The organism is Streptomyces sp. NBC_00104 (genome assembly GCF_045160825.1).
Lineage (GTDB): Bacteria > Actinomycetota > Actinomycetes > Streptomycetales > Streptomycetaceae > Streptomyces.
The window spans coordinates 4,096,283-4,119,634 of record NZ_CP108215.1; the positions used below are offsets into that span (position 1 = coordinate 4,096,283).

The following is a 23,352-nucleotide window of genomic DNA, read 5'->3' on the forward strand; positions in this document are numbered from 1 at the left end:
CACCAACACGGAGGGCCACGGATTTCATCCCGCCGCAACAATCCGGGGCACGGCGTCCCCCTCGTCGAGAAGCCGCGTCACGCCCGCGCCGGGGCGCGTCATCCGCCCGCGGCGTCCTCGGCCTCCCAGCGCAGCAGGTCGCCCGGCTGGCACTGGAGCACCTCGCAGAGCGCGGCGAGCGTCGCGAAGCGCACCGCCTTGGCGCGGCCGTTCTTGAGTACCGCCAGGTTGGCGGGCGTGATCCCGACCCGTTCCGCGAGTTCCCCCACGGACATCTTCCGCTTGGCCAGCATCACGTCGATGTCGACGGCGATCGGCATCAGATCACCTCGTCCAGCTCGGCCCGCAGCCGCGCCGCCTCGACGTCGCGCGTGACGGCCTGGGCGAGCAGCATCCGCAGCACGAGCACGATGAGCGCGACCCCCAGGATGGCCAGGCCGATCCCGCCCATGATGACGGTGACGCCCGGGTCGTCCCGCTGGCCCGGGGCGTTGAGGGCCGTGACCGCGAACCACACCAGGGCAGCCGCCACGATCGCGCCGATCACACCGTCGACGTACCGGAAGGCGGCGTGGGAGAACACGGTTCCGCGTCGCACCATGGTCACCAGCCGCCATACGCAGACCAGGGCGACCTGGGCCGACGCCATGCCCAGGATCGTGATCAGGCGCAGCGGGGTCAGCGGGAGCGACCCGTCCTCCGGGTCGGTGGCCAACGCCCACACCATCAACGCCTGCACGCACACGGTGCCGGCGAGCACCACCGCGAGCACGGCACGCAGCGCACGCACTGTCAGCTTTCCCATGGCCCACCCTTCCATCGAGTTGCGATGGAAATCTATCGAAACTCGATAGGCTGCACAAGGGGTGGGAGGGAGCGGGCAGGGTGGGCGGCGGTTTCGCCCGCGGTGGCCCTACGCCGGGGCCTCCGCCCGTTCCTCGGCGGCGACCCCACGTTCCTCCGCCGGGTTCTCGTCCCGGCTGAACAGGCACACGAAGGCGCACGCGGCCGCGATCGCCGCCGCGACGTACCAGTTGGCGCCCGGTGCGTCCCAGGAGAGGGACAGGTCGAACAGGACACCCGCCAGCAGCGAACCGATCATGTTGCCGGCGCTGCGGAAGAAGTGCATCGCGCCCATGGCCTTGGCGAGGCGGTCGGCGGGGACCTTGCGGGCGACCCAGATGTCGAAGGAGGGGACGAAGAGGATCTCGCCGAGGACGACGGTGAGGCAGCCGACGACCACCCAGGGCGCCGTGCGGCCCGCGCCGAACGCCGTGAACGCCACGACCATGCCCGCCAGCCCCAGCGCCATCACCGCACCCGGACGCAGGTGCTTGATCAGGAACTTGAACAGGGGGTACTGGAGGACCAGCACGGTCAGGCCGGTGATCCAGAAGGGGGCGGAGGGCGCCCACCCCGACGCGTACTCCTCCATGTGCAGCGGGATGCCGACCATGAAGCCGATGGAGAGGAACCAGAAGACGGCGGAGAGGAGGAAGTAGCGGGTGGCGCCGCGGACCTCGATGCCCTTGAAGACCGCCGTACTGAACAGCGGGGCCCGTTCCGCCGGCCGGTCCGGCGTCTGCCCGAAGCCGTCCCTCGGGATGAACGCCGACGCCGCCAGGCAGAAGCCGATGAAGATCGCGAAGACGACGGAGAACAGGGTGCGCAGGTCCACGTCGGCGAGGAGGCCACCGGCCAGCGCGCCGCCGAAGAGGCCCACCTGGGCGGACATCTGGAACGTGGAGAAGGCCTTCGGGCGCTCGTCGTCGGGGTACGAGACGAGGACGTTCTTCAGGCCCGGGAAGGCCGTGCCCGAGCCGAGGCCGATGAAGAGGGCCAGCACGCTGTACACGACGACACCGCTGCCGAAGCCCATCAGGCCCAGCGCGACCGCCTCCGTCGCGGTGCCCGCGAACACCGCGCCCCGGATGCCGATCCGGGCGGCGACCCCCTCGTAGAAGAAGGTGGCGGCGAGCCGGCCGACGTACGTCATGCACATCACGACGCCGGCCCAGAAGCCGCTGTCGGTGCCGCCGAGGGAGGCGACGAGGACGGGGAACCAGATGAAGTTCCCGATGTGGGCGAGGAAGATACCGGCGTTGACGCCGATCAGCGCCCGCCTGCGTTCGATGGTCACGCGGCCATTCCCTTCGGGTCGGTCACAGCATGGGGTGCGCGCAGGGCGGCTATCGCACGGGCGAGCGCCGGGCGGTCGAGGTCCGTGCCCCGGACGACCGTCCTGACGGGCAGTGCCGACAGGGCGCGGTCGGGGGCGGACGCGTGCAGGAGGTTGTACGTGGCGGGGGCGCCGACGCTCAGCGGGTGCGCCCCGGTCGTCCGGCCGCTCAGCTCGTCGAAGTAGCGGCGGCCGCCGACCGTGGCCTGGTGGCGCAGCATCCCGTCCAGTGCGGGGTCGTCGCCGCGCAGCAGGTCCAGCTCGCTGAGCAGCGAGTAGCCGTGGTAGGCACCGGTGTTGCCGGAGTCGGTGCCGACCAGGAGGTCGCCGCGGCGCAGCGCGGCCAGGGCGTTGCGGCGCATGTCGGCGAGGGCGGCCGTCCGGGTCTCCTGGACGCCGTACTCGATGCCGTACGGCTTCTCGATGCCCCGGACGAAGTCGAGGTTGCGGACGTCCTGGGTCTCGGCGAAGCCCTCGCGGCCGTACTCGGCGAGGAACTCCTCCCCCGTCATGATCATCGGCCGGAGCCCGGCGAGGGTCGACACGAACCGCGCCCCCTCGAACTCCTTCCAGTCGACCTCGTCGAGGGTGCGGTCGCGCACGGTGTGGGCGAAGAGGCGGAAGCCGCACTCGTACGCCCAGCGGGTCTCCTGGAGGGTGTTGCAGTCGATGACCGCCGTGACGCCGCGCTCGGCCGCCATCCGGGCGGTGAAGCGCAGCACCCGCTCGGACAGGCGGGAGAACCGGACCGGGCTGCCCGGCTGTTCCGTGCCGTCGGTGAACATCACCTTCAGGAAGGTGCCGCCGCGTTCGGCGTTGGCGCGCAGGGCGTGGTCGAGGTCGGACTCGACGGCCAGCATGTACACCGGGGCCGGGAACTCGACGCCGTGGCCGGTGCGGCCCGCCGCGTCGGTCGTCGCCGTCACCGCGTAACCGCAGTGCGTGATCTCCGGGTATGGCCACGGGGAGGCCTCCCGGCCGGCCGCCCAGGCGTCGGCGGACAGCGGGAAACCGAACATGTCCACGACGTGGGTGACCCCGTGGTACAGGTACTGGAGGGCCACGATCCGGGGGTCCTCGACCGTGTCGTCCCAGTTCGCGGGGAGCGAGACATGGGCGTGGGTCTCGGTGTATCCGGGCCAGAGCTCGTGTTCGCCGCCCCGCCGGGGGCCGGTCCTCTCGATACGGGTGAAGACCCCGTCCCCGGTCGTGACGTCGAAGACCGCCTCGGGGTCGAGGGCCGGGACGGCCACCCCGTTCAGGGTGACCGTCCCCTCCTGGCCGCGTACGGCCTGGCTCATCGGGCCACCTCGACCTTCAGGCGCAGGTCGATGGCGTCCAGGGCCTCCTCGTTGCGCTTGTTGACCTCGTCGCGGTCGGCGCCGGTGAAGATGATGTGGCCGATCCAGTCGAAGTTGCTCTTGGAAAGACGGCTGACCTCGACGCCGGGCTTCTTGTACGCGAGGGCGCTGTGGAAGCCGGGCAGGTCCTTCAGACCGTCGAAGCCGATGGACTCGACCGTGCCGGCGACCGGGGAGCCGAACCAGTGGCCGCCCGCGATGGTCTCGCCGGGGAAGGGCAGTTCGGGGCGCTCGCCGAGGGCCTGGCGAATGACCTCCAGGTAGGCGTCGACGCCGGAGCTGATCTGCATCAGGCTCGGCACGATGCCGCCGATGAGCCGGCCGTTGACCTCGCACAGCACCGGGCCGTCCGGGCCGAGCAGGAACTCGGTGTGGATGAAGCCGAAGTCGACGCCCAGCTCGTTCAGGACCTTCGTGGTCATCTCGAACAGCTCGTCCTGGAGCGGGTGTCCGGTGAAGTACGTGGCACCCATCTCGATGAAGTGGGGGAAGCCGCTCAGCGGGCGGTCGGTCAGCCCGAGGTTGACGACCTCGCCCTCGCCGAGCACGCACGACTCCACCGAGATCAGCTCACCGGTGACGAACTCCTCGATCAGGATGTCCGGGATACGGACGACGCCGCGCCCGTAGTCGACGACCTCCGCCAGCTCGGCGAGGTAGGCGTCGAGGTCGTCCTCGTCCTTGAGGTGCAGGACGTGCAGGCTGGCGGTGCCGTCGGACGGCTTCACCACACACGGGAAGCCGATCTCGCGGACGGCCGCCTCGACCTTCGTCGGGTCGGAGACGTGTGCGAAGCGCGGCTGCCGGATGCCCTTGCCGTCCAGCGTGAGGCGGGTGAGGTGCTTGTGGCGGGCGTTGCGGGCGCCGTCGACGCTCATCCCGGGCAGGCCGAGCGCCTCGGCGACGGCGGCGGTGTGGACCGTGTGGTACTCGCTGTACGTGGTCACCCCGTGGACCGGGCGCTCGGCGTGGAGCTCGCGGGCCAGGGCCGTCAACTCCTCGATGGAGAAGGCCTTCTCGCTCTTGATGACCTGGCAGTTGGGGTGCGCGTAGGCGGCCTCGGTGAGCGGGGAGACGGCGAGGTAGAAGTCGGGGTCGACCGAGACGAGGGTGACGTCGTGGCCGAGGTCGAGGGCGTTGGCGATGCCGGCCATGCCGTTCGGGTTGCATTCGATCATGAGGATGTGCACGGGGACTCCTTGGACAGGCGTGGATTGGCTTGTGGGTGCGATCAGTTCGTGGGGCGGCCGGCGGAGGCCGTCGACGTCGTCGACGCGCGGTCCAGCGCTTCCAGTACGGCGGGCAGGTCCAGGCCCAGCGCGGCCATGACCTCCTCGTGGTCGCCGCCCTGCGAGGGCCAGCTCCGGTCGGCGCTCACCGACGTGACCCGGCAGGACGGCAGCAGCAGGGCCAGCGCTTCGGCGACCCCGCCCTGGCCCCGGTGCTCCTCGACCACCACGAACCGCGCGTGGTGGCGGGCGAGTTCGGCCGCGGCTTCGGTCAGGTGCTCGTGGTCCAGGTAGACGAGGTGCGCGTGGGCGGTGCCGGGCACGGCCCGCCGGGCGGCGAGGGCGAGGCGGGTGCCCTCCTCGCCGACGGAGACGAGGCACACGTCCTCGGGCCCGGCCCTGAACTCCCAGTTGACGAGGGGCAGTTCGTCAGCAAGCGCCGGGAGGGACTCGTAGGTGGCGTTGCGTCCCGTACGGATGTAGTGCGGGCGCCCGGAGCGGACCGCCTCCCGTACGACCGCGCGCATCTCGGTGTCGCCGTACGGGGCCGCGATGGTCACGCCAGGCACGCTGCGCAGGATCGCCAGGTCCTCCAGGCAGTGGTGGGTGGTCCCGAACCAGGCGCCGGAAACACCGGCGTACGGCGCGACGACCGTGACGCCGGCGGCCAGGTAGCCGAGGGTCAGCTTCAGGCTCTCGGCGGCGCGGAGGGCGGCGAACGGGGCGAAGGTGCTGACGAACGGCTTGTGGCCGCCGGCCGCAAGACCCGCAGCCATGTCCACCATGGCCCCCTCGGCGATCCCGAGGTTGAGGAAACGCTCCGGGTGGGCGGCCTGGAAGGGGTGTCCCTTGCCGCCCAGATCCGCCTCCAGGCAGACGATCGTGTCGTCGGAGGCGGCGAGCCGGGTCAGCTCGTCCCGGTAGGCGTCACGGCCGGAGAGGGTCACCGGCCGCTGGTCGGTGAGGGGCGCGGGCCCTGCGGGGGCCAAGGGCCGCTCGTCGGCGGAGACGACAGGCCCCCCGTCGGCGGAAACGACGGTCCGCTCGTCGGCGGAGGCGACAGGACGCGTCCCGGCGCGAAGACCGGGCCGGGCGCCCGCCGTGCCCTGTGGCCGCTCGCCCGCGAGGGCCCCGGCCGCGTCGCCCGACGCTGTCTCGGGCACTCCCGCCGGCAGAACCCCGGCCCGCTCGTCGGTCAGGCTCATCGGATCGCTCGCTTCCACTTGGCGGCGCGCGCCTGGTCGATGGTCACGTAGTGGCAGCCGGGCTTGCCCTCGACGGCTCGGACGCCCTTGCCCTTGACGGTGTCGGCGACGACGGCCAGGGGCTTGCGGGCGGCCGAACGGTCCTCGGCCAGCAGGTCGGTGAGGGCCCGCAGGTCGTGGCCGTCCGCCTCCGTCACGTCGAACCCGAACGCGGCGAACCGCTCCGCGAGCCGGGGCAGCGGGGAGATGTCGGCGACCATGCCGTCGTTCTGGCCGCCGTTGCGGTCGACGACGAGCACGAAGTTGCCCAGTTGCTGCGCGGCGGCGACCTGGCAGGTCTCCCAGACCAGGCCCTCCTGCAGTTCGCCGTCCCCGGCGACCGCGATGCCGAGCCCGTGCCGCCCCCGCAGCCGCTGCGACAGCGCCCACCCGGCGGCGTACGGGACGCCGTGGCCGAGGCTGCCGGTGGGAAAGCGGACGCCGGGCACCTTGGGGCCGGGATGGCCGGTGTAGGGGTGGCCGGCGAGGCCGTACAGCGGGGCCGGGTTCTCCGGCAGGACCCCGCTGACGTGCAGGGCCGCGTAGAGACCGGCGGCCGCGTGGCCCTTGCTGAGGACGACCTCCGTGCCGTCGTCGGCGGAGGCGCGGTGCAGCGCGGCGATCAGGATGTCGAGGACGGAGAGGCTGCCGCCGAGGTGGCAGCCGCGCGGGCTCGCCGCCATGTCGACCACCAGCCGGCGGGCCCGGACGGCACGTTCGGTGAGCGTGGCCACCAGGTCGACCGGGTCACCGTCCCCGACCCGGGGTTCTTCGAGTACGGCCGTGGTCATCGCCGGCTCCCCTCGGGCAGGTCGGACAGGGCGAACCACCGGTGGACCGCGTCGGCGAGCAGGGTGCGGGCGGTGCGGTACTCCATGGGGTCGATGCGCTCCTCGTCGGTGTGGTCGAGCGCGGAGTCGCCGGGCCCGTACGCCACCATCGGCACGTCGTGCCAGGTGGTGGCCAGCGTGTTCATGTCGGACGTGCCCTTCTTCACCACGAAGCGGGGGCGGATCCCGGCCTGGGCGAAGGCCCGGGTAAAGACCTTGACCAGGGCACTGGACCGGCCTCCGGCGTGCCCGGGGGTGGCCCGCAGCACCTCGACGCGTACGTCGTCGCCGGCGTGGCCCAGCGCGGCGGCCCTGAGCGCCTCCACGTCGGCCTTGGGCGGCACCCGGAAGTTGAGGATGCCGGTGGCGGTGCCGCGCTCCCGCCCGTTCTCCACCCGGACGTCGATGACCGCGCTGAGCGCGTCCGGCGCCTGGGCGAGCACCGACGCCCGGATGCGGCCGAGGACGTCGATCAGGTGGTCCGGCGCGGACACGGCGTCCATCCCCGCGGAGTGGCCGCTGGCCACGGAGGCGGTCACCCGGAGCTTGAACAGCCCGAAGTAGCCGAGGGTCAGGGTCCCCGAACCGCTGGGCTCGCCGATGACGACGGCGTCGGCCGGGTACCGGTCGCGGACGTGGAAGGCGCCCTTGGAGGAGGAGATCTCCTCCTCGACCGCGCCGACCACGCACAGCTGGGCGTCCTCGGGGATGTCCGCGTGGGCGAGCACCTCCAGGAAGTTCGCCAGACAGCCCTTGGCGTCGACGCTCCCCCGCGCCCACAGCTCACCGTCGCGCCACTCGGCCGGCCAGTGGTGCGGGACCGTGTCGAGGTGACCGAGGAGCAGGAGCCGCCGGGGCCCGCCGCCGCGTGTGGCGACGAGGTTGCCCGCCTCGTCCACATGGGCGTCGATGCCGCGCTCCCGGCACCACTCGGCCAGATACGCGGCGAGTTCGGCCTCGTCCCGCGAGACCGACGGCACGCACGCGATCCGGGTGAGCAGCCCGAGGTCGGCCGCCGGCTCCTTCGTACGCCAGAACCGGGTCCAGCCGGACGGCTCGCTCATCGTGTGCGGGCCGGTGATGGCGACGTCCGCGCCGCTGTCCTTCATGGCGATCTCGGCGGCCCGTACCTTCTGCCGCATCCTGCCGCCCGCGTACTTCGCGCCCTCGCCCGGATAGGCGTCGTACAGCGTCGAACCGGGGACGGCCGGGTCGGTCAGCAACCCGGCGGTGCCGGTGACCAGCCGCAGATGGTCGGCGCCGAGCGCGCCGGTCAGCACGGCGGCGAGCACGTCGGCGTCCACGTTCAGCGGCGCCCCGCCGGCCGGGTCGGCGACCGGCGGCGACAGGCAGACGACGTCGTACGCCTCCAGCAGCGCGGTCAGCCCGTCGACGTCGACGTCCGTCGGCACGCCGGCCCGGTGATCACGCACCACCAGGGTGCGTCCCTCGCCGGACACCGCCTTGAGCGGCCGGTTGGCCCTGCCGGTGACGAGCCCGCCGCGCGCCGCGACCGACGTGAACACCCGCAGCCCCAGCGCCCGCAGCTCCCGCTCCACGGCGGGCAGGGTCACCCGCTCGTAGGCGTCGACGAGATGCGTCATCTCCTCCGGCGGGCAGTACCGCACGGAGTCCCCGTTGGCCAGCCGCAGGTGCGGCATCGGCCGCCCGATCGCCTCGTAGTGCCGCTCGATCCCGGTCGCCCCACCCGCGACGAGCAGGACGCGGGCGCCACGGGCCACCAGGTCCGCGAGCTCCTTGTGGATACCCCCGCGATCGAGGGTGGCACTGCCGGCCTTGACGACGTAGAGGGGCCGGACGGACCGGACGACGGGGCGGGAGGAGACGGACACGGGCGAATCCTGCGGGGCCGAGGTGGTGGGCGGGGTCGTGGTGGTGGGCGGGGTCGTGGTGGTGGGCGGGGTCGTGGTGGTGGGCGGGGTCGTGGTGGTGGGCGGGGCCGAGGTGGTGGGCGGGGTCGTGGTGATGGGCGGGGTCGTGGTGATGGCGATGGCCGGGGCCGAAGCCGTGCCCGGGGCGGTGGCCGAGGCCGGGGCGGTGGCCGAGGCGATGCCCGAAACCGGGGCGGTGGCCGAGGGGTTGGCCAAGGCTGTGGCGTTGCCCGTGGCGGTGGCCCCGGGCTGAGCCGAGGCCTCGCCGGCCGTCTGCTTCTCGATCGTCTGCTTCTCGATCGTCTGCTTCCTGACCGTGTGCTTCTCCGCCGTGCCCTCGCCGGTCGTGTTCCGCGTGCCGAGAGGCGACGCGCCGCTGCGCGCGCCCCCCGTCACCGGCCGGTCCAGCCGCGTCGTCATGGCGACACCGCCGTCGTCGGCAGGCCGGCCGTCTCCTCGAAACCGCTGATGAGGTTCATCGCCTGGACGGCCTGTCCGGCCGCGCCCTTGATGAGGTTGTCGAGGGCGGCGACGGCGACGACCTGGCCGCCCTGGACCGCGATGGCGACCTCGGCGACGTTCGAGCCGACGACCGCCTTGAGCATCGGGAAGTCCTGCGGAGCCTTCGGCGCCGGGCGGACCCGGACGAACGGCTTGCCCACATACGCCTTGGCGTAGGCCCGCTTGACGTCCAACGAGGTGACGCCGTCACGGAGTTCGGCGTACGCGGTGACCAGGATGCCCCGGGCCACGTCCAGGCTGTGCGTGGAGAACCGGAGGTCCACGGCCGCGCCGGTGAAGTCGGCGATGGCCTGCCGGACCTCGGGCGCGTGCCGGTGCCCGTACAGCTTGTGCACCCGGAAGTTGCCGGTGCGTTCGGCGGGCGGCTCGTTGCTGCCCCGTCCGCCGCCCGTGGACCCGGTCTTGGCGTCGACGACGACCCGGTCGGTGGCCAGCGGCGCGGCCCCGGCGAAGAGCGGGTAGAGCGCGTAGATCGTCGTGACGGCCATGCAGCCGGGCAGGTTCACGAACCGCCCGTCCGGTACCTCGGCGCTCAACTCCGGTACGTAGTAAGCGAAGTCCTCCAGCGGCGGGTGCTCGGCGGTCTTCGGGTAGTGCGTGCGCACCTCGTCCTCGGCCCGCAGCCGGAAGTCGCCGCCCAGGTTCAGCACCCGCTTGGCGTGCGCCGAGATCAGCGGCAGCCGCTCGGGCAGCGCCCCGGTGGGCAGACAGCCGAAGGCGACGTCGACGGGGTCGATCTCCGCCAGCTCGGCCAGCGGCCGGAACTTCAGCCCGCCCGCCTTCGGGTGGTTGCGCAGCCACGGGTGCACCGCGCCGATGGCGGCACCGGCGGCCCGCTCGGCGGACAGGAAGGCGAGTTCGACGTGCGGATGCTCCAGGAGGAGCCGGATGACCTCGCCGCCGGTGTATCCGCTGGCGCCGACGACGGCGACGCGGATCCTCTCGCCGGAAGGATTCGAAAGACCGATGTCAGCCAAGGCGGGCCGCCTTCTCGTACGGCCGCACGTAGTCGCGCTCCTCGACGAGCTTGCGGATGGCGTCCGGGCGGCGGGCGACCTTGCGGAAGGCGTCGGCGTAGCGCAGGATCCGCTCGTACTCGACCGGGGAGCGCAGCTCGCGGCAGAGGACGAGGGTGGAGTCGAGCATGCCGAGGGTGACGGGGAAGTCCTGCGGCCGGTGGTCGCGCACGGCGCCCGGGTTGAGGCTGAACGGATAGCCGTTCCCGAACCCGTCCCGGTGCTGGAAGGGCAGATGGCAGGGGATGGGCGTGTTCTGCCACTCCCGCGCCGGCACGCCCTCCGCGACCAGCAGCTCGTGCGCGGCCTCCTTGACGGCGTACACGGGCAGGTCATCGAGGCCGACGGCCTCGGGGTGCAGGGTGATCCGGTACATGTTGTACGCGTGGACGTGCCCGTCCGGCACGTGCGGCGGCGTGAACAGCCCGGTCTCGTGGAGGGCCTCGCCGAGCAGCGCGGCGTTACGGGCCCGGATCTCGTCGTAGTACGGCAGCCGCTTGAGCTGGCTGCTCCCGAAGGCGGCGGCGACCCAGGACATCCCGTAGTCGATGCCGTGCTCGGAGAGATAGGCGACGGCCCGCTCGTACGACTCCTCCTCGGCGAAGAAGGCGATGCCCCCCTCCCCGCCCAGCGGGAAGTTCTTGTCGGCCATCAGGCTCTGCCCGGCCGCGTCGCCGAAGGATCCGGCGACCCGGTCGCCGATCTTCGCGGAGTGGGCGTGGGAGGCGTCCTCGACGAGGGCGATGCCGTGCCGGTCGGCGAGGGCGCGCAGGGCGGGAACGTCGGCGGGCAGACCGTGGACGTGCACGGGCATGAGCGCCCGGGTCCGCTCGGTGATCGCGGCAGCGGCGGCGGCCGGGTCCATGCAGTAGGTGACCGGGTCGACGTCGACGAAGACCGGGATGGCGTGGGCCGCGACGACCGCCTGTGCGGTGGCGATGAACGTGAACGCCGGCACGATGACCTCGTCGCCCGGCCGGACCCCGGCGCCCACGAGCGCCATGTGCAGACTGGAGGTACCGCTGGCCGTGGGCAGCGCGTACCCGGCGCCCACGTACGCCCGGTAGGCCTCGGCGAAGTCGGCGACGACCTTCTCGGGTGCCTGCCGCTGGGCGAGCATCAGGTTGAACACGTCTTCCTTGGTGATGACGGGGAAGAGCGTGCGGCGGAGCGCCTTGGGGATGATCTCGCCGCCGCCCAGGGCGGCGAGTTCGTCGTCGAGGTCCGCCGGATTCGGCAGCGGCAGCGGCGAGTTCGGGAAGTCGGTGATCATGACTGGGTCGCTCCGGAGGTCGCGGCGGGCCGGTGCTGTGCCGCCTGGGTCTGTGCCGCCTGGGTCAGGGCCATCCGCACACAGGCGGCGACCAGCGGGCTGAGCCGGTAGTTGAACTGCACGCCGGGTACGAGGTCGGCGTCCGCCTCCTCCTGCGTCCACATCGTGCGCAGGTCGTAGGCGCCGAAGATCTTCAGCCGCTCGGCGCGGGCCCACAGGCGCGGGTCGTCGGTGAGCACGGCGGCGGCCGGGCCGAAGCCGAGGCCCGACAGGTCCACGACCAGCGCCGGCGCGGTGGCCCCCGCGACCAGCTCGCCGAGCCGGTCGGCGTTGGCCGGGTCCAGCGCGATGTAGTCGTAGGCCACCGGCCCGTCGTACGACGTCACGGTCACGCCCAGCCAGGCCAGGAACGCGGCGGTCTCCGCGTCCGGCTCCGCCAGCGCGACGCTGTCCCCGTGGCCGATCCCCTGACCGGCCAGCGCGGCGTGTATCGCCCCGGTACGGCTGTTGAGCAGGACGGCTTTGCTCCGCCTCGTCTTCTTCGTCAGCAGTCGTTCCAGACCGGGCAGCTCCCGGTCACTCTTCTCGATGCTCATCACCACGCCCGACGTGAGGACGCGGGTGAGCACGGTGGCTGTGTCGAACAGTTCCATAGGAGGTCGGGCCTCTTTCCGTGGAGAGGGGAGGTGGTTCCTCGGGCCGGTTGTCCGGCCGCGGGTGGGTGGGGGCTCGTCGGTCAGTTCCCCGCGCCCTGGAAGGGCCGCAGGCCCTTTCGAGGGGCGCGGGGAACTGCGCGAGCAACCACGACGAACCCGCAGACGGGGGTCGAAGGGGCGCAGCCCCTGGGGAAGGGACGGGTAGGGGCGGCGGGGGCGAGAAGAAGGGGCGCCCATCGGCTAGGCGGCGGCCGGCACACCCAACTGCTCAGCCACATACGCCGCGTAAAGCCCCGCCACGTCCACCCCGTGCATCGCGGAGGACTTGGCGAACTCCGGATTGGCGTTCACCTCGAGAACCAGCAGCTCCCCGGCGACCCGGTCCTCCACGAGGTCCACCCCGTAGAACCCGGGCCCCAGCACATCCACCACCTGCTGGCACAGTTTGTCGATCTCGGCGGTCACCTCGACCCGCTGCACACGGGCCCCCAGATGCGTGTTCGTCCGCCAGTCCTCCGACACCCGCTGAATCGCCACCACGGGCGTCCGCCCCACCACCACGACCCGCAGATCGTGCCCCGGCTTGTCGACGTACGCCTGCACGACGACGGGGAACAGCTTCCCGGTCGCGTCCGCGGACTCCCGTCCCCCGGCCCACGCCTCGACACACTCCGCGTTGGCCATCTTGGTGACCCCCCGCCCCCACGACCCGCTCACCGGCTTGACGACGGCCGGCATTCCCAACTCGTCGACAGCTGACCGCACTTGGTCGTAGCTGAAGGCATGCCGGGTGACCGGATGCGGGATGCCGTGGCGTGCGAACAGCAGCGACTGGAGCCCCTTGTCGTTGCACGCCTCGATGACGGAGGACCGGTTGAGGGTGGTCACCCCGGCGTACTCCAGCCGCCGGGAGACGCTGACGGCGTCCCGGTGGGACAGGTTGCGGATCACGGCGAGCGCGGGCGGGCCGCCGGTGCGGCCCGCCACGACCTCGGCCAGATCCTCCATCAGCAACGGCCGGGCCGTCAGCCCCTCGGCCCGCAGCGCCCCGAGGAGCAGCTTCTCCTCGGGCCGCAGCATCGTCACCGAGAGCAGGACCTGCTCGGCGGTCGTCACTCGCCCCAGTCCTCTTCCACCTCGGGGGCGAGGTCCAGCCGCGCCCCGGCGGCGGACTTCTCGACCACCTCGTGCTCCTGGCCGCAGGCCGTGCACTCGGTGATCTCCCCCTTTTCCCAGTCGTCCTGGACCTCGAATTCGGTGTCGCACACCAAGCACTTCGGTGCGGCGATGGCGGTGGTCATTTCCTCGGACTCCCTCGTTGATTCAATACGAAACAGACATGCCGGAACTCATGAACCGGCAGGCGGAATTCACCGGACGTCGAATGGACATCGAAGGGACATCGATCCGGCCGGACGGCTCCCCCCTCAACCGCCTTCTTTGCGAACCCACACACTCCCGCCCGCCGCCTGACGACCCGTCACCCCCGATCGTCCGGGCGAGTGCCGCAGAAGCGCCGCGCGCACGCCACATGAGCGCTGCGTACGCGTCGGGTGAGCACTGTGCGATCGCCGCGCGGGCCTTACGTGCGATTTACGTCGGCTTTACGCGCGTTGATTCGGGCCGGTGTCCCGGCTCAGGGCCAGCCGGGGTCGCCCGGGGCGTTGGACGCCTGGGCGTTGGCGACCGTGGTGCGGTCGGCCGTCTCGGCGGCGGCAGAAAGGGTCAGCACCGCGGCGGCGACAAAAGCGAGCGCCCCGGCCAGTCTGCGCATGTAGTTCATTTCCCGTACCCCCCAGAAGAATTCTCGGACTTGCGGCTCTTCGCCGCTGTCCACACGAAGAGCATGCCGTGGACCGCCGGTTGCCGGAAGCGATTGAAGGGGTCATGATCGTGCACTGCAGGATTCTGAAGGGGGCGGGCATGTGCGGTGAGTCGGACATACGCGAGGGCATCGAGGCCCGAGCGGAGGTTTGCGTCGCGGGCATCGAGTTCTATCGCACCGCGCTGCTGGCGGGAAGGGCCGCGCGCGCGGACGCGCCCGGATGTGTGAGCGCGTTCGGGCTGGTGGCCCCCGCGGTGGACGACCCGGAGGCGATGGTGCCGATCCCGCCGTCGGTGGCGACCGCGGCGCTGGCGCACCCGATGGAGCGGCTGATCCTGGAGCAGCAGCAGGCCCTGGCCGCGGTACGGACGTCCATGTCCCAGGCGGAGAGCGTCTACCGCACCGCCCGCCGCAAGGAGAGCGAGTCCTCCCAGCGCCTCACGCCCGCGCCGGCGATCACCGCCGCGCTGGACGAGGCGATCCAGGGCACGAAGACCGAGCTGCTGACCGCGCACCCGGGCGGCCGGCGCCCCGAAGAGGTCCTGGTCAAGGCCCTGCCGCGCACCTTGGAGGCGCACCGCAAGGGCGTCAAGCAGCGCACGCTCTACCAGCACACCGTCCGCGCCCACGGCCCGACCCTCGACTACATCAAGCAGGTCACCGAGCTGGGCGTCGAGGTGCGTACGGTCGACGAGGTCTTCGACCGGATGATCATCTGTGACCGGGCCGTCGCGTTCATCCCCGACATGGGCAAGGAGCACGGCACCCACGCCCTCAGGGTCACCGACCCCGGCGTCGTGCACTTCCTGGTCTCCGCCTTCGAGTACGCCTGGGAGCGGGCGAAGCCGGTCGTCTACGAGCACGACCAGCAACGCCCCCCGCTCCTCACCGACGAGACCCGGCTGCACGTACTGCGTCTCATGGTCGACGGCTACACGGACGCCGCCATCGCCAGCCGGCTGGGCATCAGCCCCCGTACCGTCGCCAGCCACCTCAAGAAGGTCGGCGACCTGCTCGGCAGCAACAGCCGTGCCCAGCTCGCCTATCTCACGGCGAAGAGCGGCCTGTTGGAGGACGGGGCGTCGGCCGACTGCGACTGCGAACGACGGGACTGAGCCTCGGCGGAGACCGTCGCGGCGGCTTCCGCACCGCGCTCGTCGGCGGCTCAGGCCACCCGGACCCGAAGGGAGTAGAACCGGGTCGTCTGTACGGCGTTCTGGTTGTCGTCGCTGACCAGCAGGACGTTCAGCCGGCCCCCGGGCCGCCGCTGTCCGGTGACGGTCATCCCCTCGATGTTGTCGAGCAGCGGGTTGGGCTGGGGCTGCTCGGCGGTGGCGCCGAGGGAGGGGCAGTCGACGAGGTCGGCGAGGAGCGTCTTGCTCACGAGCCGTACGCCGTCGCCGTCCCGGCCGGTGAGGACGTCGACGCCGCCGGTGTCCGTCGCGTGGCGGGTGTCGGCGGCGTAGAGGCGGACCGTGTTGCCGATCCCGGCGGTGAAGCCCCGCTCCAGTACGAGCAGCCGTCCGCCCGGGAGGCCCGCCACCTCGACGACGCCGAGTCCGGTGTCGGCGCGGTAGCCGTACTGGGCGGAGAGCCGGAAGTCCCATGCCCCGGCGTGCCGTTGCCAGGTCTGGAAGCGGACGGTCCCGGCCGTGTCGCCGGAGAGGGAGCTCTCCATCGAGGCGAGCAGGGTGCGTCCGCCGGGCAGGAGGGTGAGCCCCTCGAAGGTCTGGTTGGCGACGGACCGCCCGGCCGGGGCGACCTTCAGCGCGTCGGGCACGGGAAGTCCGCCGAGGAGCCGCCCCGCACGGTCGTACCGGCGTACGGTCGGCTCGGTCTCGGAGCTGACGAGCCGGGTGCCGTCCCGGTCGACGGCCAGACCCTCCGAGTCGAGCGCGGCGCCGGTCTCCGTGGCGAGCGGGACGACGCCCCGCGGCCGGAGCGTGCGGCGGTCCAGCGTGAAGAGCGAGGACCGGTCGGAGACGGCGAGGAGCGAGCCGTCGCGGTCGACGGCGAGGCCGGAGAGGTTCCCGACGAAGGTGCCGTCGTACGTGGTCTTGTCGAGGGCGTCGGAGTACGCCTCGATCGACACGGACGACGAACAGGCGTGGCTCGGCGGCGAGTCGGCGTGGACCGGCCCGGCGGCGGCGAAGGTGGTGGTGGCCGCCGCCAGGCCGGCGGTGAGGGTCGCGACGACGCTTCTGAGAGGCATGGCGTCACGGTAGGACGACGCCGGTGATACGCGGATGGCCTCGCCGTGAACGTCCGGATATCAGCCGCTGCCGACCCCGGCCTCCGGTACCGGCACGGTCGCCTCCTGGGGCCGGTCGGTGGGCTCGTACCGCTGCACGCCGGACGCATCCGAGGCGCTCTTCGGGACGGGCACGAGATCCTTGTGGATGACCTTGGCGACGCCCTGGATGGTGTTGACCCCGTACTGCATGTCGGGGTTGCCGTGGGTGAGGACGGTGATCGTGTAGTCGCGTCCGCCGCCGGTGAACGTGCCGACGCTGTGCACCCGCCAACCGTGCGTGGCGCGGGACAGCCACCCGTTCTTGACGTGCACCTTCACGGTGGAGGGCGCCCCGGCGGGCGTTCCCCAGCGCTGTCCGGCGACGACCTTGTTCATGAGCTTGAGGACGTAGGCGCGGGCGTTGTCGCTCAGGACGCCGTTCTTCGCGGTGAGCAGCGCGAGCAGCCGCTGCTCGTCCCGGACGGTGATCTGGGTGAGGCCCCAGTAGTTGTTCGCGCCCGGCTTGGTCTGGGTCATCTTGGCGGCGGTGAGAAACGCCTTGATCTTCGTGAGGCCGAGCTGCCTCCACAGGGTGCTGGTGGAGGCGTTGTCCGACTTGGTGATCATGGCGGTGGCGAGCTTGGTCTCGCGGTCGGTGAGATACCGGTTCTTCTTCTTCGCGTCGTACAGCAGCGCGGCGAGCACCGTCACCTTCACGACGCTGGCCGAGTCGAAGGCGGTCTCGCCCCGCAGCGTGCAGGTGGTGCCGGTGACCCGGTCGTACAGCCCGACCGCCACCGTCCCCTTCCGCTTCGCCAGCGCCGTCGTGATGTCCTTCTGCAGCTTCTCGGCCAGCCCTGCCTGCTTCGACGTACAGCCGACCTGCGGTGTCGGCGCCGCGACCGCGGCCGGCGCGAACGCCATGGCCGCCGACGACACGACCATCCCCGCCCCGATCCCCGCAGCGACCACTCGCGTCCGTCTGGACCTGCGCGACACCCGGGATACCCCCGATATCCGGTGAGTCATCGAATCCTTCCCATCCCCTTGAGCGACTGGAACCCGCCAACGGCGCGTTCCCTCAGTCGACTAGCGAAGGCGAACGATAGTTGTACACGCGTTCCCTTCTTCGCCGGGTGGGGTAAGGAGGACGCGAAAGCCCGACGCGCCCCGGTGGGGGGAAGAGGAGTGCCGGATTGGCGGACAAGCAGCCCAGCCCCGCGTATGTGTGCGGCCGGCTCTACGCGACGCTGTACGCGCTGCGGGCCATCGGCGAGCGGGACAAGTCGGTCAACTTGACCCGGTCCTGAAGGGCCGGGCTTGGAGGTAGTGCCCAGCTGGCGGCTGGGTGGGCTCCTCCGTCCTGCCACCCCTTTACGGGGTGGCTGGGACGCGTGACTCACGCCCCGCGTTCCACACCACGGCGCCACGTTGGGCGATGTTGTGGGAAGCGTTCCGGTCCGCGTGGGCAACGACCCCGCAGTTCCGGCAGATGAAGAGGGCCTGGTCGACCCGGTTCTTCTTGTCGACGTGCCCGCACTCGCAGCATGTCTGCGAGGTGTGGGCAGGGTCGACGTGAACCACGGGCACGCCTGCTCGGCGTGCCTTGTACGCGATGAACTCTCCGAGCTGGGCGAAGGCCCAGGAGTGGAGCGCGACCCGTTGGGGCTTGCGGAGCCGTACCCTCTGCCGGATGCCGCCCAAATCTTCCAGGGCGATTCCGGCCGAGGTGCGTTCAGCCTCGGTCACGATTCGTTTCGCGATGATGTGGTTGGTGTTGGAGACATGGCGCTGCTCGCGCCGGTTGCGCTTCTTCAGCAGCCGCTTGGCGGACTTGGTGCCCTTGCGCTGGAGCTTGCCGCGTAGATCGCCGTGGCGTTTGCGGTGGTGGTTCAGGTCGCGCCCGGCGGCCTGGTAGCCGGTGGACGTAGTGGCGATGTTGACGATGCCGAGGTCGACGCCGATGAACCCGTCGGGCTCGTACTGCTTCTCCTCGGGGACCTCGCAGGTAGCGATCAGGTAGAACACGCCGTCGCGTTCCACCAGATCCGATTCGCCCTGCCGGTGCTCACGCAGCATCTTGAGGCCGTCGGCGGAACAGACGAACCGCACACCCCGGATGCGTCCGGCAGTGGTCCAGATAGACACCGTCTGCGCGTCGTACTGCCAGCTCAGGCACCGGTCGTCGTACGGCTGGGCTGCCTCGGGCCGAAAGGCGACGGGCTTGGACTCGGCCTTCCTGCGCCGCTTCGAGCCCGGTCTGCCGAGGTTCCCAGCCTTGATGTTGGCCTTGAGTGTCGTGTAGGCGTCGCGGACCTTCTTGATGGTGTGCTGGGCTGCTTGCGCTCCCAACCCCCGCGACTTCAACTCCGCGTAGGTGTGCTTACGCAGCTCGTACTCACGCGGCACGCCCTGCTCGAACGCCACCGCCGACACCCAGTTCGCGGCCTCGTTGACCGTGCGCAGGGCCGCGAGAAGCGCGGTGGCCTGCCCGGCCTCCGGCATCAGCTTTACCTGCACAACGAGTTTCACAGGCGTGATCGTATCGTTGATCTATGTCACCACGCTGGGAGTCAAACCCCAATATTCGTAGGGGTAGAACAGTCGTCTACACCCTTCACGCGCACTTGGTCTTCACACCAAAGTATCGGCGCGGCCCGTTCACCGATGAGATCCTTCGGCGCTGCGAGGAGGTCATGCGTGACGTGTGCGCGGACTTCGACACCGAGCTGGTGGAGTTCAACGGGGAGAGGGACCACGTCCACCTGCTGGTGCACTACCCGCCCAAAGTCGCCCTGTCCCGGCTGGTCGGCTCTCTCAATGGCGTCTCTGCCCGGCGGCTCCGCCAGGAGTTCCCAGCCCATATCCGTAAGTACCTGTGGGGTGACCACTTCTGGTCGCCTTCGTACTTCGCCGCCTCGTGCGGCGGAGCACCGTTGGAGATCATCAAGGAGTACATCGAGAACCAGAAGCGCCCTGGCTGAGGTCAACAGTGCAGACCCGTGGGCACCTGCAAGTCAGAGCGATCCAGAGAAGCGCTTCCTCCCGGACGTGAACGCCCGGGGTTCCGCGCTAGATCAAGCTGAAGACCGCCAAGAACCTGGACAAGGCCAAGCAGCACCCCGGTCCGCACCTGCGGGACCACCTCGCGCAGGCGGGCCGGCACCTGCTCGCCGCCCGAGAACGCGGCCCCAAGTACGGGACCGCCGCCACCGAACTGTTCCTCGCGATAGCGGAGTTCAGCCCCCTCGACGGCAAACTCCCGAACTACCTGCACGGAAGCCTGCAGGACGACTTCCACTCGGGTTTCCGCCATCAGTACGGCGAGTACGTCATCGCCTACGGCGACCTGGTGCGGTGACTCCGCACCGCGCGCCCCACCCTCCGGCCGGGCCACGCCCGTTCCCCCACCCCCGGCACCGGGCCGGAGTCCGGCGGTAGCCTCGGCCTCCATGACCACCACCCTGGAGACGATCCACGACGTGCCCGTCCTGATGTGCGCTCCCGAGGGCGAGCCGATCGCCCGCGAGAGCGACGCCCTGGATCTCATCGGCAACGCCGGGTACCAGGGCGCCGCCTGGGTCGCCGTCCCCGTCGAACGCTTCGACGAGGCGTTCTTCCACCTGCCCACCCGCGTCGCCGGCGACATCATCCAGAAGTTCGTCCAGTACCGCGTCGGCCTCGCCGTCATCGGCGACATATCCCGCCACACGACCGCCAGTTCCGCCCTGCGCGACTTCGTCCGCGAATGCAACCGCAACCGTCAGACGTGGTTCCTGGCCGATGTCGACGAGCTGCGGGAGCGGCTCAAGGGCTGAGGGATTCCCGCCAGTTCGGGTTGCCGTCCCGCCGACTGTGCCGGCTGCCGTGCCGGTGCGACCTTCGGCGCCCACCGCTGGTCGACCCGCACGTAGCCGTACACCACCGAGGCCATCACCAGAAGGAGAAGCGGTCCGGCCACCCAAGGGTGCCGGGCCATCTCCAAGGGCAGGTAGCGATAGGCCAGCAGGAGCCCGACGAACACCGTCGCGCCGTAGGCGACCAGCCGCATCCCCGACCGGTCCCAGCCGCGGTCGTACGTGCGCAGAGCCGCCTCGATGGTGAGCGTGAAGACCACACCCGCGATGAGATCCACACCGTAGTGGTAACCGAATCCCAGCGTCGCGCCGAGCGTGGCGATCAGCCAGAACGTGCCCGCAAAGCGCAGAAGGCGCGGGCCGCCGCGGGAGTGGATGAAGATCGCGGTGGCCCACGCCGTGTGCAGACTGGGCATGCAGTTGCGCGGGGTTATCTCGTCGTACGACATCGGGTGCGGGGCGCTGATCGGGGGCGGGACGTCGGGCCACAGGTGGGCCACCGCCCACTGTCCGCCGCCGGTGCCGAAGGCGCCCTGGCCGTAGGCGAAGACCGGGCCGACCACCGGGAAGACCATGTAGATGCTCGGTCCGAGGAGGCCGATCACCAGGAAGGTGCGCACCAGGTGGTGGCGCGGGAAGCGGCGTTCGGCCGCCACGTGACGCAGCTGGTAGAGCGTGACGACGACCGCGGCCACCGCGAGCTGTATGTAGACCCAGTCGAGCAGATGCGTGCCGATCGGACCCGTGGCCCTGACCATCCGGCCCACCAGCCACGACGGGTCGCCCAGGGCGTGGTCGGCGGTCGCCAGATACGGGTCGAGCACCGTCGGGCGGGTCTTGGACGTGATCAGCAGCCAGGCGTCGCCGGTCTTGCGGCCGGCCACCAGCAGCAGGCCCAGCCCGACGCCCTTCAGCAGCAGGGCCCGTTCACGGCCGGTGCGCCGGGTGACGGCGACGACCGCACAGCCCAGAATCACCCACAGCGCGCCGTTGCCGAACATCATCCTGGCGTCGACGATCCACCGCACGACGAAGAAGACGACGTCGATGCCGATCGCCACCCCGGCCGCGATGAACCGTTGCCGCCAGGTGAGCACCACCATCGTCAACGCCATACTGGCGTAGAGCAACGGCCCCGATTTGGGGGCGAATATCACCTCTCGCGCCTGGTTGGTGACCGGCCCCGGCAGGCCGTATCCCCGGGCGATCGCCTCCAGCGCGACGAGGAATCCGATGGCCACGGCACTCACCGCGACCCACAGGATCACCCGTGGTCGACGCCAGGCGGTGGACGCGAGGGTGCTTCTTATGCGCGGGAGCGCCCGCGCGACTATGGGTATCAATTATCTGGCCGATGTGTTCTTCAGCTGGCTGGGTCTCTTCTTGGCGGGCAGCATGGCTTTCCGGTGAGTGGCGCGGGCGGGTGGACCGGATCACGGCGAGAGTGATCGCTCCATGGAAGACGGACGACCCCTCGTCGGGGTTGCCTGGTGCCGAACAAGTCTGCTGTCGAACAAGTGGGGCACACACCTTCCGTTCTTGTCATCGGTTACGACGTCCATGCGGTACCCGGCCCGGACGGGGAGACACCGCGCGCGGGCTCTCGACGCGGAGTCGGCCCGGCTCGACGCACCCGGCATCGACACGGCATCGACACGGCATCGGCGCCGGTCGTGCATGCCGGGTCGTGCATGACGGGTGGCATGCCGGGTCGTGCATGCCGGGTCGTGCATGACGAGGCCGCCGGGCCCACCGTCGTCGCGTCCCCGACCGAGCGCCCCTGGGGCGTGGTGGTCGTCGGCGGTGGGATCCATGAGTCGGAGCAGCCGCTTCCGCTCTTCGAGCAGGTCGCGCACCTGATCCGCCCGCACGCACCCCGGCCGCCCTCGCATTCAACACCAGCCTCGGAGACGGCTTCGAGGCGGCTGGGCGCCGGCTGTGAGCTCCGGCGGACCGGTCGGCGCACCGATCGGTCCGCGACCGGTCCGCGACCGGTCCGCGACCGGTCCGCGACCGGTCCGCGACCGGCGCGGCACGGGCCCAGCACGCCTGATTCCCCACGTCAATTGGGGTCTCCCCTCTCATCGGGGCACTCGGAAGGGCGTGGGGGCACGAGGGTTGCCCCGTTAGCCATAACGTCACCGAATCGCCTTCCCGTCGTAACACATGGACTGACCCGTCCATGCCAATCTCTCGGTTACCCACACAGTCAACCCGCGTAGAACGAGGCTCCCCGAAGCAACTCCTCGCGCTGCGCGGCCCTCTGGGAAGGGACACCCCTCATGCCCGCTGCGCGCATACGCAGTTGGAAGTCGGTCGCGCTCGCGACGTCGGCCGTGCTCGTCGGTATCGTCCTTCCGGCGGCCACCGCCACCCCGGCCTCGGCGACGACGACCGCCTACGACAGCACGTACTACAAGAACGCGATCGGCAAGACCGGTACGAGCCTCAAGTCCTCCCTGCACACGATCATCAGCCCCCAGACGAAGCTGTCGTACTCGGCTGTCTGGGAGGCCCTGAAGGTCACCGACCAGGACCCGAACAACAGCAGCAACGTGAAGCTGCTGTACAGCGGCATCTCGCGCAGCAAGACCCTCAACGGCGGCAACTCCGGCAACTGGAACCGCGAGCACGTGTGGGCCCAGTCGCACGGCGACTTCGGCACCTCCGCCGGCCCCGGCACCGACCTGCACCACCTCCGCCCGGAGGACGTGACGGTCAACGCCATCCGCGGCAACCTCGACTTCGACAACGGCGGCAGCAGCTTCACCAACAGCGGCGGCAGCCTCTACGACTCGAACTCCTTCGAGCCCCGCGACGCGGTCAAGGGCGATGTGGCCCGCATGATCCTGTACATGGCCGTCCGCTACGAGGGTGACGACGGCTGGCCCAACCTGGAGCCCAACGACTCCGTCAACAACGGCGGCACCCGCTACCACGGACGCCTCTCCGTACTGAAGGCCTGGAACGACGAGGACCCGCCGGACTCCTTCGAGGAGCGCCGCAACCAGGTCATCTACGACACCTACCAGAAGAACCGCAACCCGTTCATCGACCACCCGGAGTGGGTCGAGGCGATCTGGTAGACGCCTGATCCCCGACGAACGCGCACAACACGCATAACGCACACAACGCACAAGGCGAACTCCCGGTCCGGCGGCCGGGAGTTCGCCGTTCTCGCGGGCCCGCCCTCTACTTCCCCCGGTGCGCATTCACAGGCCGCTGCCAGGCATGC

22 protein-coding genes are annotated in these 23,352 nt (G+C 70.8%); 4 read left to right on the forward strand and 18 right to left on the reverse strand.

Translation table 11 applies throughout. From position 1 onward, the window contains the following. Window positions 1-98: 98 nt before the first annotated feature. The 14 genes from OG272_RS17940 to OG272_RS18005 form a co-directional block, all read right to left on the reverse strand. Complete coding sequence (locus tag OG272_RS17940; protein WP_326582643.1) at window positions 99-320, reverse strand: helix-turn-helix transcriptional regulator; 222 nt, start codon at window positions 318-320, stop codon at window positions 99-101. Next, window positions 320-805, reverse strand: coding sequence for a DUF2975 domain-containing protein (locus OG272_RS17945; protein ID WP_326582642.1), 486 nt, complete (start codon window positions 803-805; stop codon window positions 320-322). The genes OG272_RS17940 and OG272_RS17945 overlap by 1 nt, the downstream gene beginning before the upstream one ends. A gap of 108 nt (window positions 806-913) precedes the next feature. Continuing rightward, window positions 914-2,140: an MFS transporter gene (locus OG272_RS17950; RefSeq protein WP_326582641.1), complete on the reverse strand. Its 1,227-nt coding sequence runs from the start codon at window positions 2,138-2,140 to the stop codon at window positions 914-916. After that, window positions 2,137-3,480, reverse strand: a complete 1,344-nt coding sequence (locus OG272_RS17955) for a hydrolase (RefSeq protein ID WP_328223135.1) — start codon at window positions 3,478-3,480, stop codon at window positions 2,137-2,139. Before OG272_RS17955 ends, OG272_RS17950 begins: the two co-directional genes overlap by 4 nt. After that, window positions 3,477-4,730: an ATP-grasp domain-containing protein gene (locus OG272_RS17960; protein ID WP_326582639.1), complete on the reverse strand. Its 1,254-nt coding sequence runs from the start codon at window positions 4,728-4,730 to the stop codon at window positions 3,477-3,479. Before OG272_RS17960 ends, OG272_RS17955 begins: the two co-directional genes overlap by 4 nt. A 41-nt stretch (window positions 4,731-4,771) precedes the next feature. Beyond that, the gene (locus tag OG272_RS17965) at window positions 4,772-5,974 is read right to left on the reverse strand and encodes a transketolase family protein (protein WP_405894038.1); all 1,203 of its coding nucleotides are present in this window, start codon (window positions 5,972-5,974) and stop codon (window positions 4,772-4,774) included. After that, window positions 5,971-6,804, reverse strand: a complete 834-nt coding sequence (locus OG272_RS17970) for a thiamine pyrophosphate-dependent enzyme (RefSeq protein ID WP_326582637.1) — start codon at window positions 6,802-6,804, stop codon at window positions 5,971-5,973. Before OG272_RS17970 ends, OG272_RS17965 begins: the two co-directional genes overlap by 4 nt. Continuing rightward, window positions 6,801-9,155, reverse strand: a complete 2,355-nt coding sequence (locus OG272_RS17975; protein WP_405894039.1) for a M20/M25/M40 family metallo-hydrolase — start codon at window positions 9,153-9,155, stop codon at window positions 6,801-6,803. The genes OG272_RS17970 and OG272_RS17975 overlap by 4 nt, the downstream gene beginning before the upstream one ends. Next, window positions 9,152-10,234 carry an N-acetyl-gamma-glutamyl-phosphate reductase gene (gene argC, locus OG272_RS17980; protein ID WP_328507145.1) on the reverse strand — a complete coding sequence of 361 codons (1,083 nt, stop codon included), beginning with the start codon at window positions 10,232-10,234 and terminating at the stop codon, window positions 9,152-9,154. The genes OG272_RS17975 and argC overlap by 4 nt, the downstream gene beginning before the upstream one ends. Then, complete coding sequence (locus OG272_RS17985; protein ID WP_326582634.1) at window positions 10,227-11,546, reverse strand: DegT/DnrJ/EryC1/StrS family aminotransferase; 1,320 nt, start codon at window positions 11,544-11,546, stop codon at window positions 10,227-10,229. The genes argC and OG272_RS17985 overlap by 8 nt, the downstream gene beginning before the upstream one ends. Next, window positions 11,543-12,199, reverse strand: a complete 657-nt coding sequence (locus OG272_RS17990; RefSeq protein ID WP_405894040.1) for a degT/DnrJ/EryC1/StrS aminotransferase — start codon at window positions 12,197-12,199, stop codon at window positions 11,543-11,545. Before OG272_RS17990 ends, OG272_RS17985 begins: the two co-directional genes overlap by 4 nt. 243 nt (window positions 12,200-12,442) lie before the next feature. Beyond that, window positions 12,443-13,318 (reverse strand): RimK family alpha-L-glutamate ligase, encoded by an 876-nt coding sequence (locus tag OG272_RS17995; RefSeq protein WP_326582632.1) that lies wholly within the window; start codon window positions 13,316-13,318, stop codon window positions 12,443-12,445. Further along, a complete protein-coding gene (locus OG272_RS18000; RefSeq protein ID WP_326582631.1) occupies window positions 13,315-13,503 on the reverse strand; it encodes a lysine biosynthesis protein LysW in 189 nt (62 codons plus the stop codon). Before OG272_RS18000 ends, OG272_RS17995 begins: the two co-directional genes overlap by 4 nt. 335 nt (window positions 13,504-13,838) lie before the next feature. Continuing rightward, window positions 13,839-14,039: a hypothetical protein gene (locus OG272_RS18005; protein ID WP_327750245.1), complete on the reverse strand. Its 201-nt coding sequence runs from the start codon at window positions 14,037-14,039 to the stop codon at window positions 13,839-13,841. Between the two features lie 50 nt (window positions 14,040-14,089). On the opposite strand from OG272_RS18005, the gene OG272_RS18010 reads away from it, so the two are divergent. Next, a complete protein-coding gene (locus tag OG272_RS18010; protein ID WP_405894041.1) occupies window positions 14,090-15,142 on the forward strand; it encodes a LuxR C-terminal-related transcriptional regulator in 1,053 nt (350 codons plus the stop codon). 50 nt (window positions 15,143-15,192) lie between these two features. Here the strand turns inward: OG272_RS18010 and OG272_RS18015 are convergent, their stop codons facing one another. The 3 genes from OG272_RS18015 to OG272_RS18025 form a co-directional block, all read right to left on the reverse strand. After that, window positions 15,193-16,239 carry an esterase-like activity of phytase family protein gene (locus tag OG272_RS18015; protein ID WP_405894042.1) on the reverse strand — a complete coding sequence of 349 codons (1,047 nt, stop codon included), beginning with the start codon at window positions 16,237-16,239 and terminating at the stop codon, window positions 15,193-15,195. 60 nt (window positions 16,240-16,299) lie between these two features. Next, on the reverse strand, window positions 16,300-17,205 hold the full coding sequence (locus OG272_RS18020; protein ID WP_327729600.1) for a serine hydrolase: 906 nt from the start codon (window positions 17,203-17,205) through the stop codon (window positions 16,300-16,302). 429 nt (window positions 17,206-17,634) lie between these two features. Continuing rightward, the gene (locus OG272_RS18025; protein WP_327732211.1) at window positions 17,635-18,765 is read right to left on the reverse strand and encodes a transposase; all 1,131 of its coding nucleotides are present in this window, start codon (window positions 18,763-18,765) and stop codon (window positions 17,635-17,637) included. A 50-nt stretch (window positions 18,766-18,815) separates the two neighbouring features. On the opposite strand from OG272_RS18025, the gene tnpA reads away from it, so the two are divergent. Together tnpA and OG272_RS18035 are read left to right on the forward strand one after the other, a co-directional pair. Continuing rightward, window positions 18,816-19,244 (forward strand): IS200/IS605 family transposase, encoded by a 429-nt coding sequence (gene tnpA / locus OG272_RS18030; RefSeq protein ID WP_405894043.1) that lies wholly within the window; start codon window positions 18,816-18,818, stop codon window positions 19,242-19,244. 468 nt (window positions 19,245-19,712) lie between these two features. Then, a complete protein-coding gene (locus OG272_RS18035; protein WP_326582624.1) occupies window positions 19,713-20,078 on the forward strand; it encodes a DUF4180 domain-containing protein in 366 nt (121 codons plus the stop codon). On the opposite strand, the gene OG272_RS18040 is transcribed toward OG272_RS18035, so the two are convergent. Further along, window positions 20,024-21,382 (reverse strand): phosphatase PAP2 family protein, encoded by a 1,359-nt coding sequence (locus OG272_RS18040; RefSeq protein ID WP_327732249.1) that lies wholly within the window; start codon window positions 21,380-21,382, stop codon window positions 20,024-20,026. The genes OG272_RS18035 and OG272_RS18040 overlap by 55 nt on opposite strands. A 1,017-nt stretch (window positions 21,383-22,399) precedes the next feature. Here OG272_RS18040 and OG272_RS18045 point away from each other — a divergent pair. Beyond that, the gene (locus tag OG272_RS18045) at window positions 22,400-23,203 is read left to right on the forward strand and encodes an endonuclease (RefSeq protein WP_326582623.1); all 804 of its coding nucleotides are present in this window, start codon (window positions 22,400-22,402) and stop codon (window positions 23,201-23,203) included. Window positions 23,204-23,352 lie beyond the last annotated feature (149 nt).

Bases quoted from the DNA above. Each gene is read 5' to 3' on its own strand.
- OG272_RS18010 (WP_405894041.1), top strand. From the start codon at position 14,090: ATGATCGTGCACTGCAGGATTCTGAAGGGGGCGGGCATGTGCGGTGAG.
- OG272_RS18045 (WP_326582623.1), top strand. From the start codon at position 22,400: ATGCCCGCTGCGCGCATACGCAGTTGGAAGTCGGTCGCGCTCGCGACG.
- OG272_RS17985 (WP_326582634.1), bottom strand. From the start codon at position 11,546: ATGATCACCGACTTCCCGAACTCGCCGCTGCCGCTGCCGAATCCGGCG.
- OG272_RS18020 (WP_327729600.1), bottom strand. From the start codon at position 17,205: ATGGTCGTGTCGTCGGCGGCCATGGCGTTCGCGCCGGCCGCGGTCGCG.
- tnpA (WP_405894043.1), top strand. From the start codon at position 18,816: ATGTCACCACGCTGGGAGTCAAACCCCAATATTCGTAGGGGTAGAACA.
- OG272_RS18025 (WP_327732211.1), bottom strand. From the start codon at position 18,765: ATGCCGGAGGCCGGGCAGGCCACCGCGCTTCTCGCGGCCCTGCGCACG.
- OG272_RS17965 (WP_405894038.1), bottom strand. From the start codon at position 5,974: ATGAGCCTGACCGACGAGCGGGCCGGGGTTCTGCCGGCGGGAGTGCCC.
- OG272_RS17975 (WP_405894039.1), bottom strand. From the start codon at position 9,155: ATGACGACGCGGCTGGACCGGCCGGTGACGGGGGGCGCGCGCAGCGGC.
- OG272_RS18015 (WP_405894042.1), bottom strand. From the start codon at position 16,239: ATGCCTCTCAGAAGCGTCGTCGCGACCCTCACCGCCGGCCTGGCGGCG.
- OG272_RS17970 (WP_326582637.1), bottom strand. From the start codon at position 6,804: ATGACCACGGCCGTACTCGAAGAACCCCGGGTCGGGGACGGTGACCCG.
- OG272_RS17990 (WP_405894040.1), bottom strand. From the start codon at position 12,199: ATGGAACTGTTCGACACAGCCACCGTGCTCACCCGCGTCCTCACGTCG.
- OG272_RS18000 (WP_326582631.1), bottom strand. From the start codon at position 13,503: ATGACCACCGCCATCGCCGCACCGAAGTGCTTGGTGTGCGACACCGAA.
- OG272_RS17955 (WP_328223135.1), bottom strand. From the start codon at position 3,480: ATGAGCCAGGCCGTACGCGGCCAGGAGGGGACGGTCACCCTGAACGGG.
- OG272_RS17940 (WP_326582643.1), bottom strand. From the start codon at position 320: ATGCCGATCGCCGTCGACATCGACGTGATGCTGGCCAAGCGGAAGATG.
- OG272_RS17945 (WP_326582642.1), bottom strand. From the start codon at position 805: ATGGGAAAGCTGACAGTGCGTGCGCTGCGTGCCGTGCTCGCGGTGGTG.
- OG272_RS18035 (WP_326582624.1), top strand. From the start codon at position 19,713: ATGACCACCACCCTGGAGACGATCCACGACGTGCCCGTCCTGATGTGC.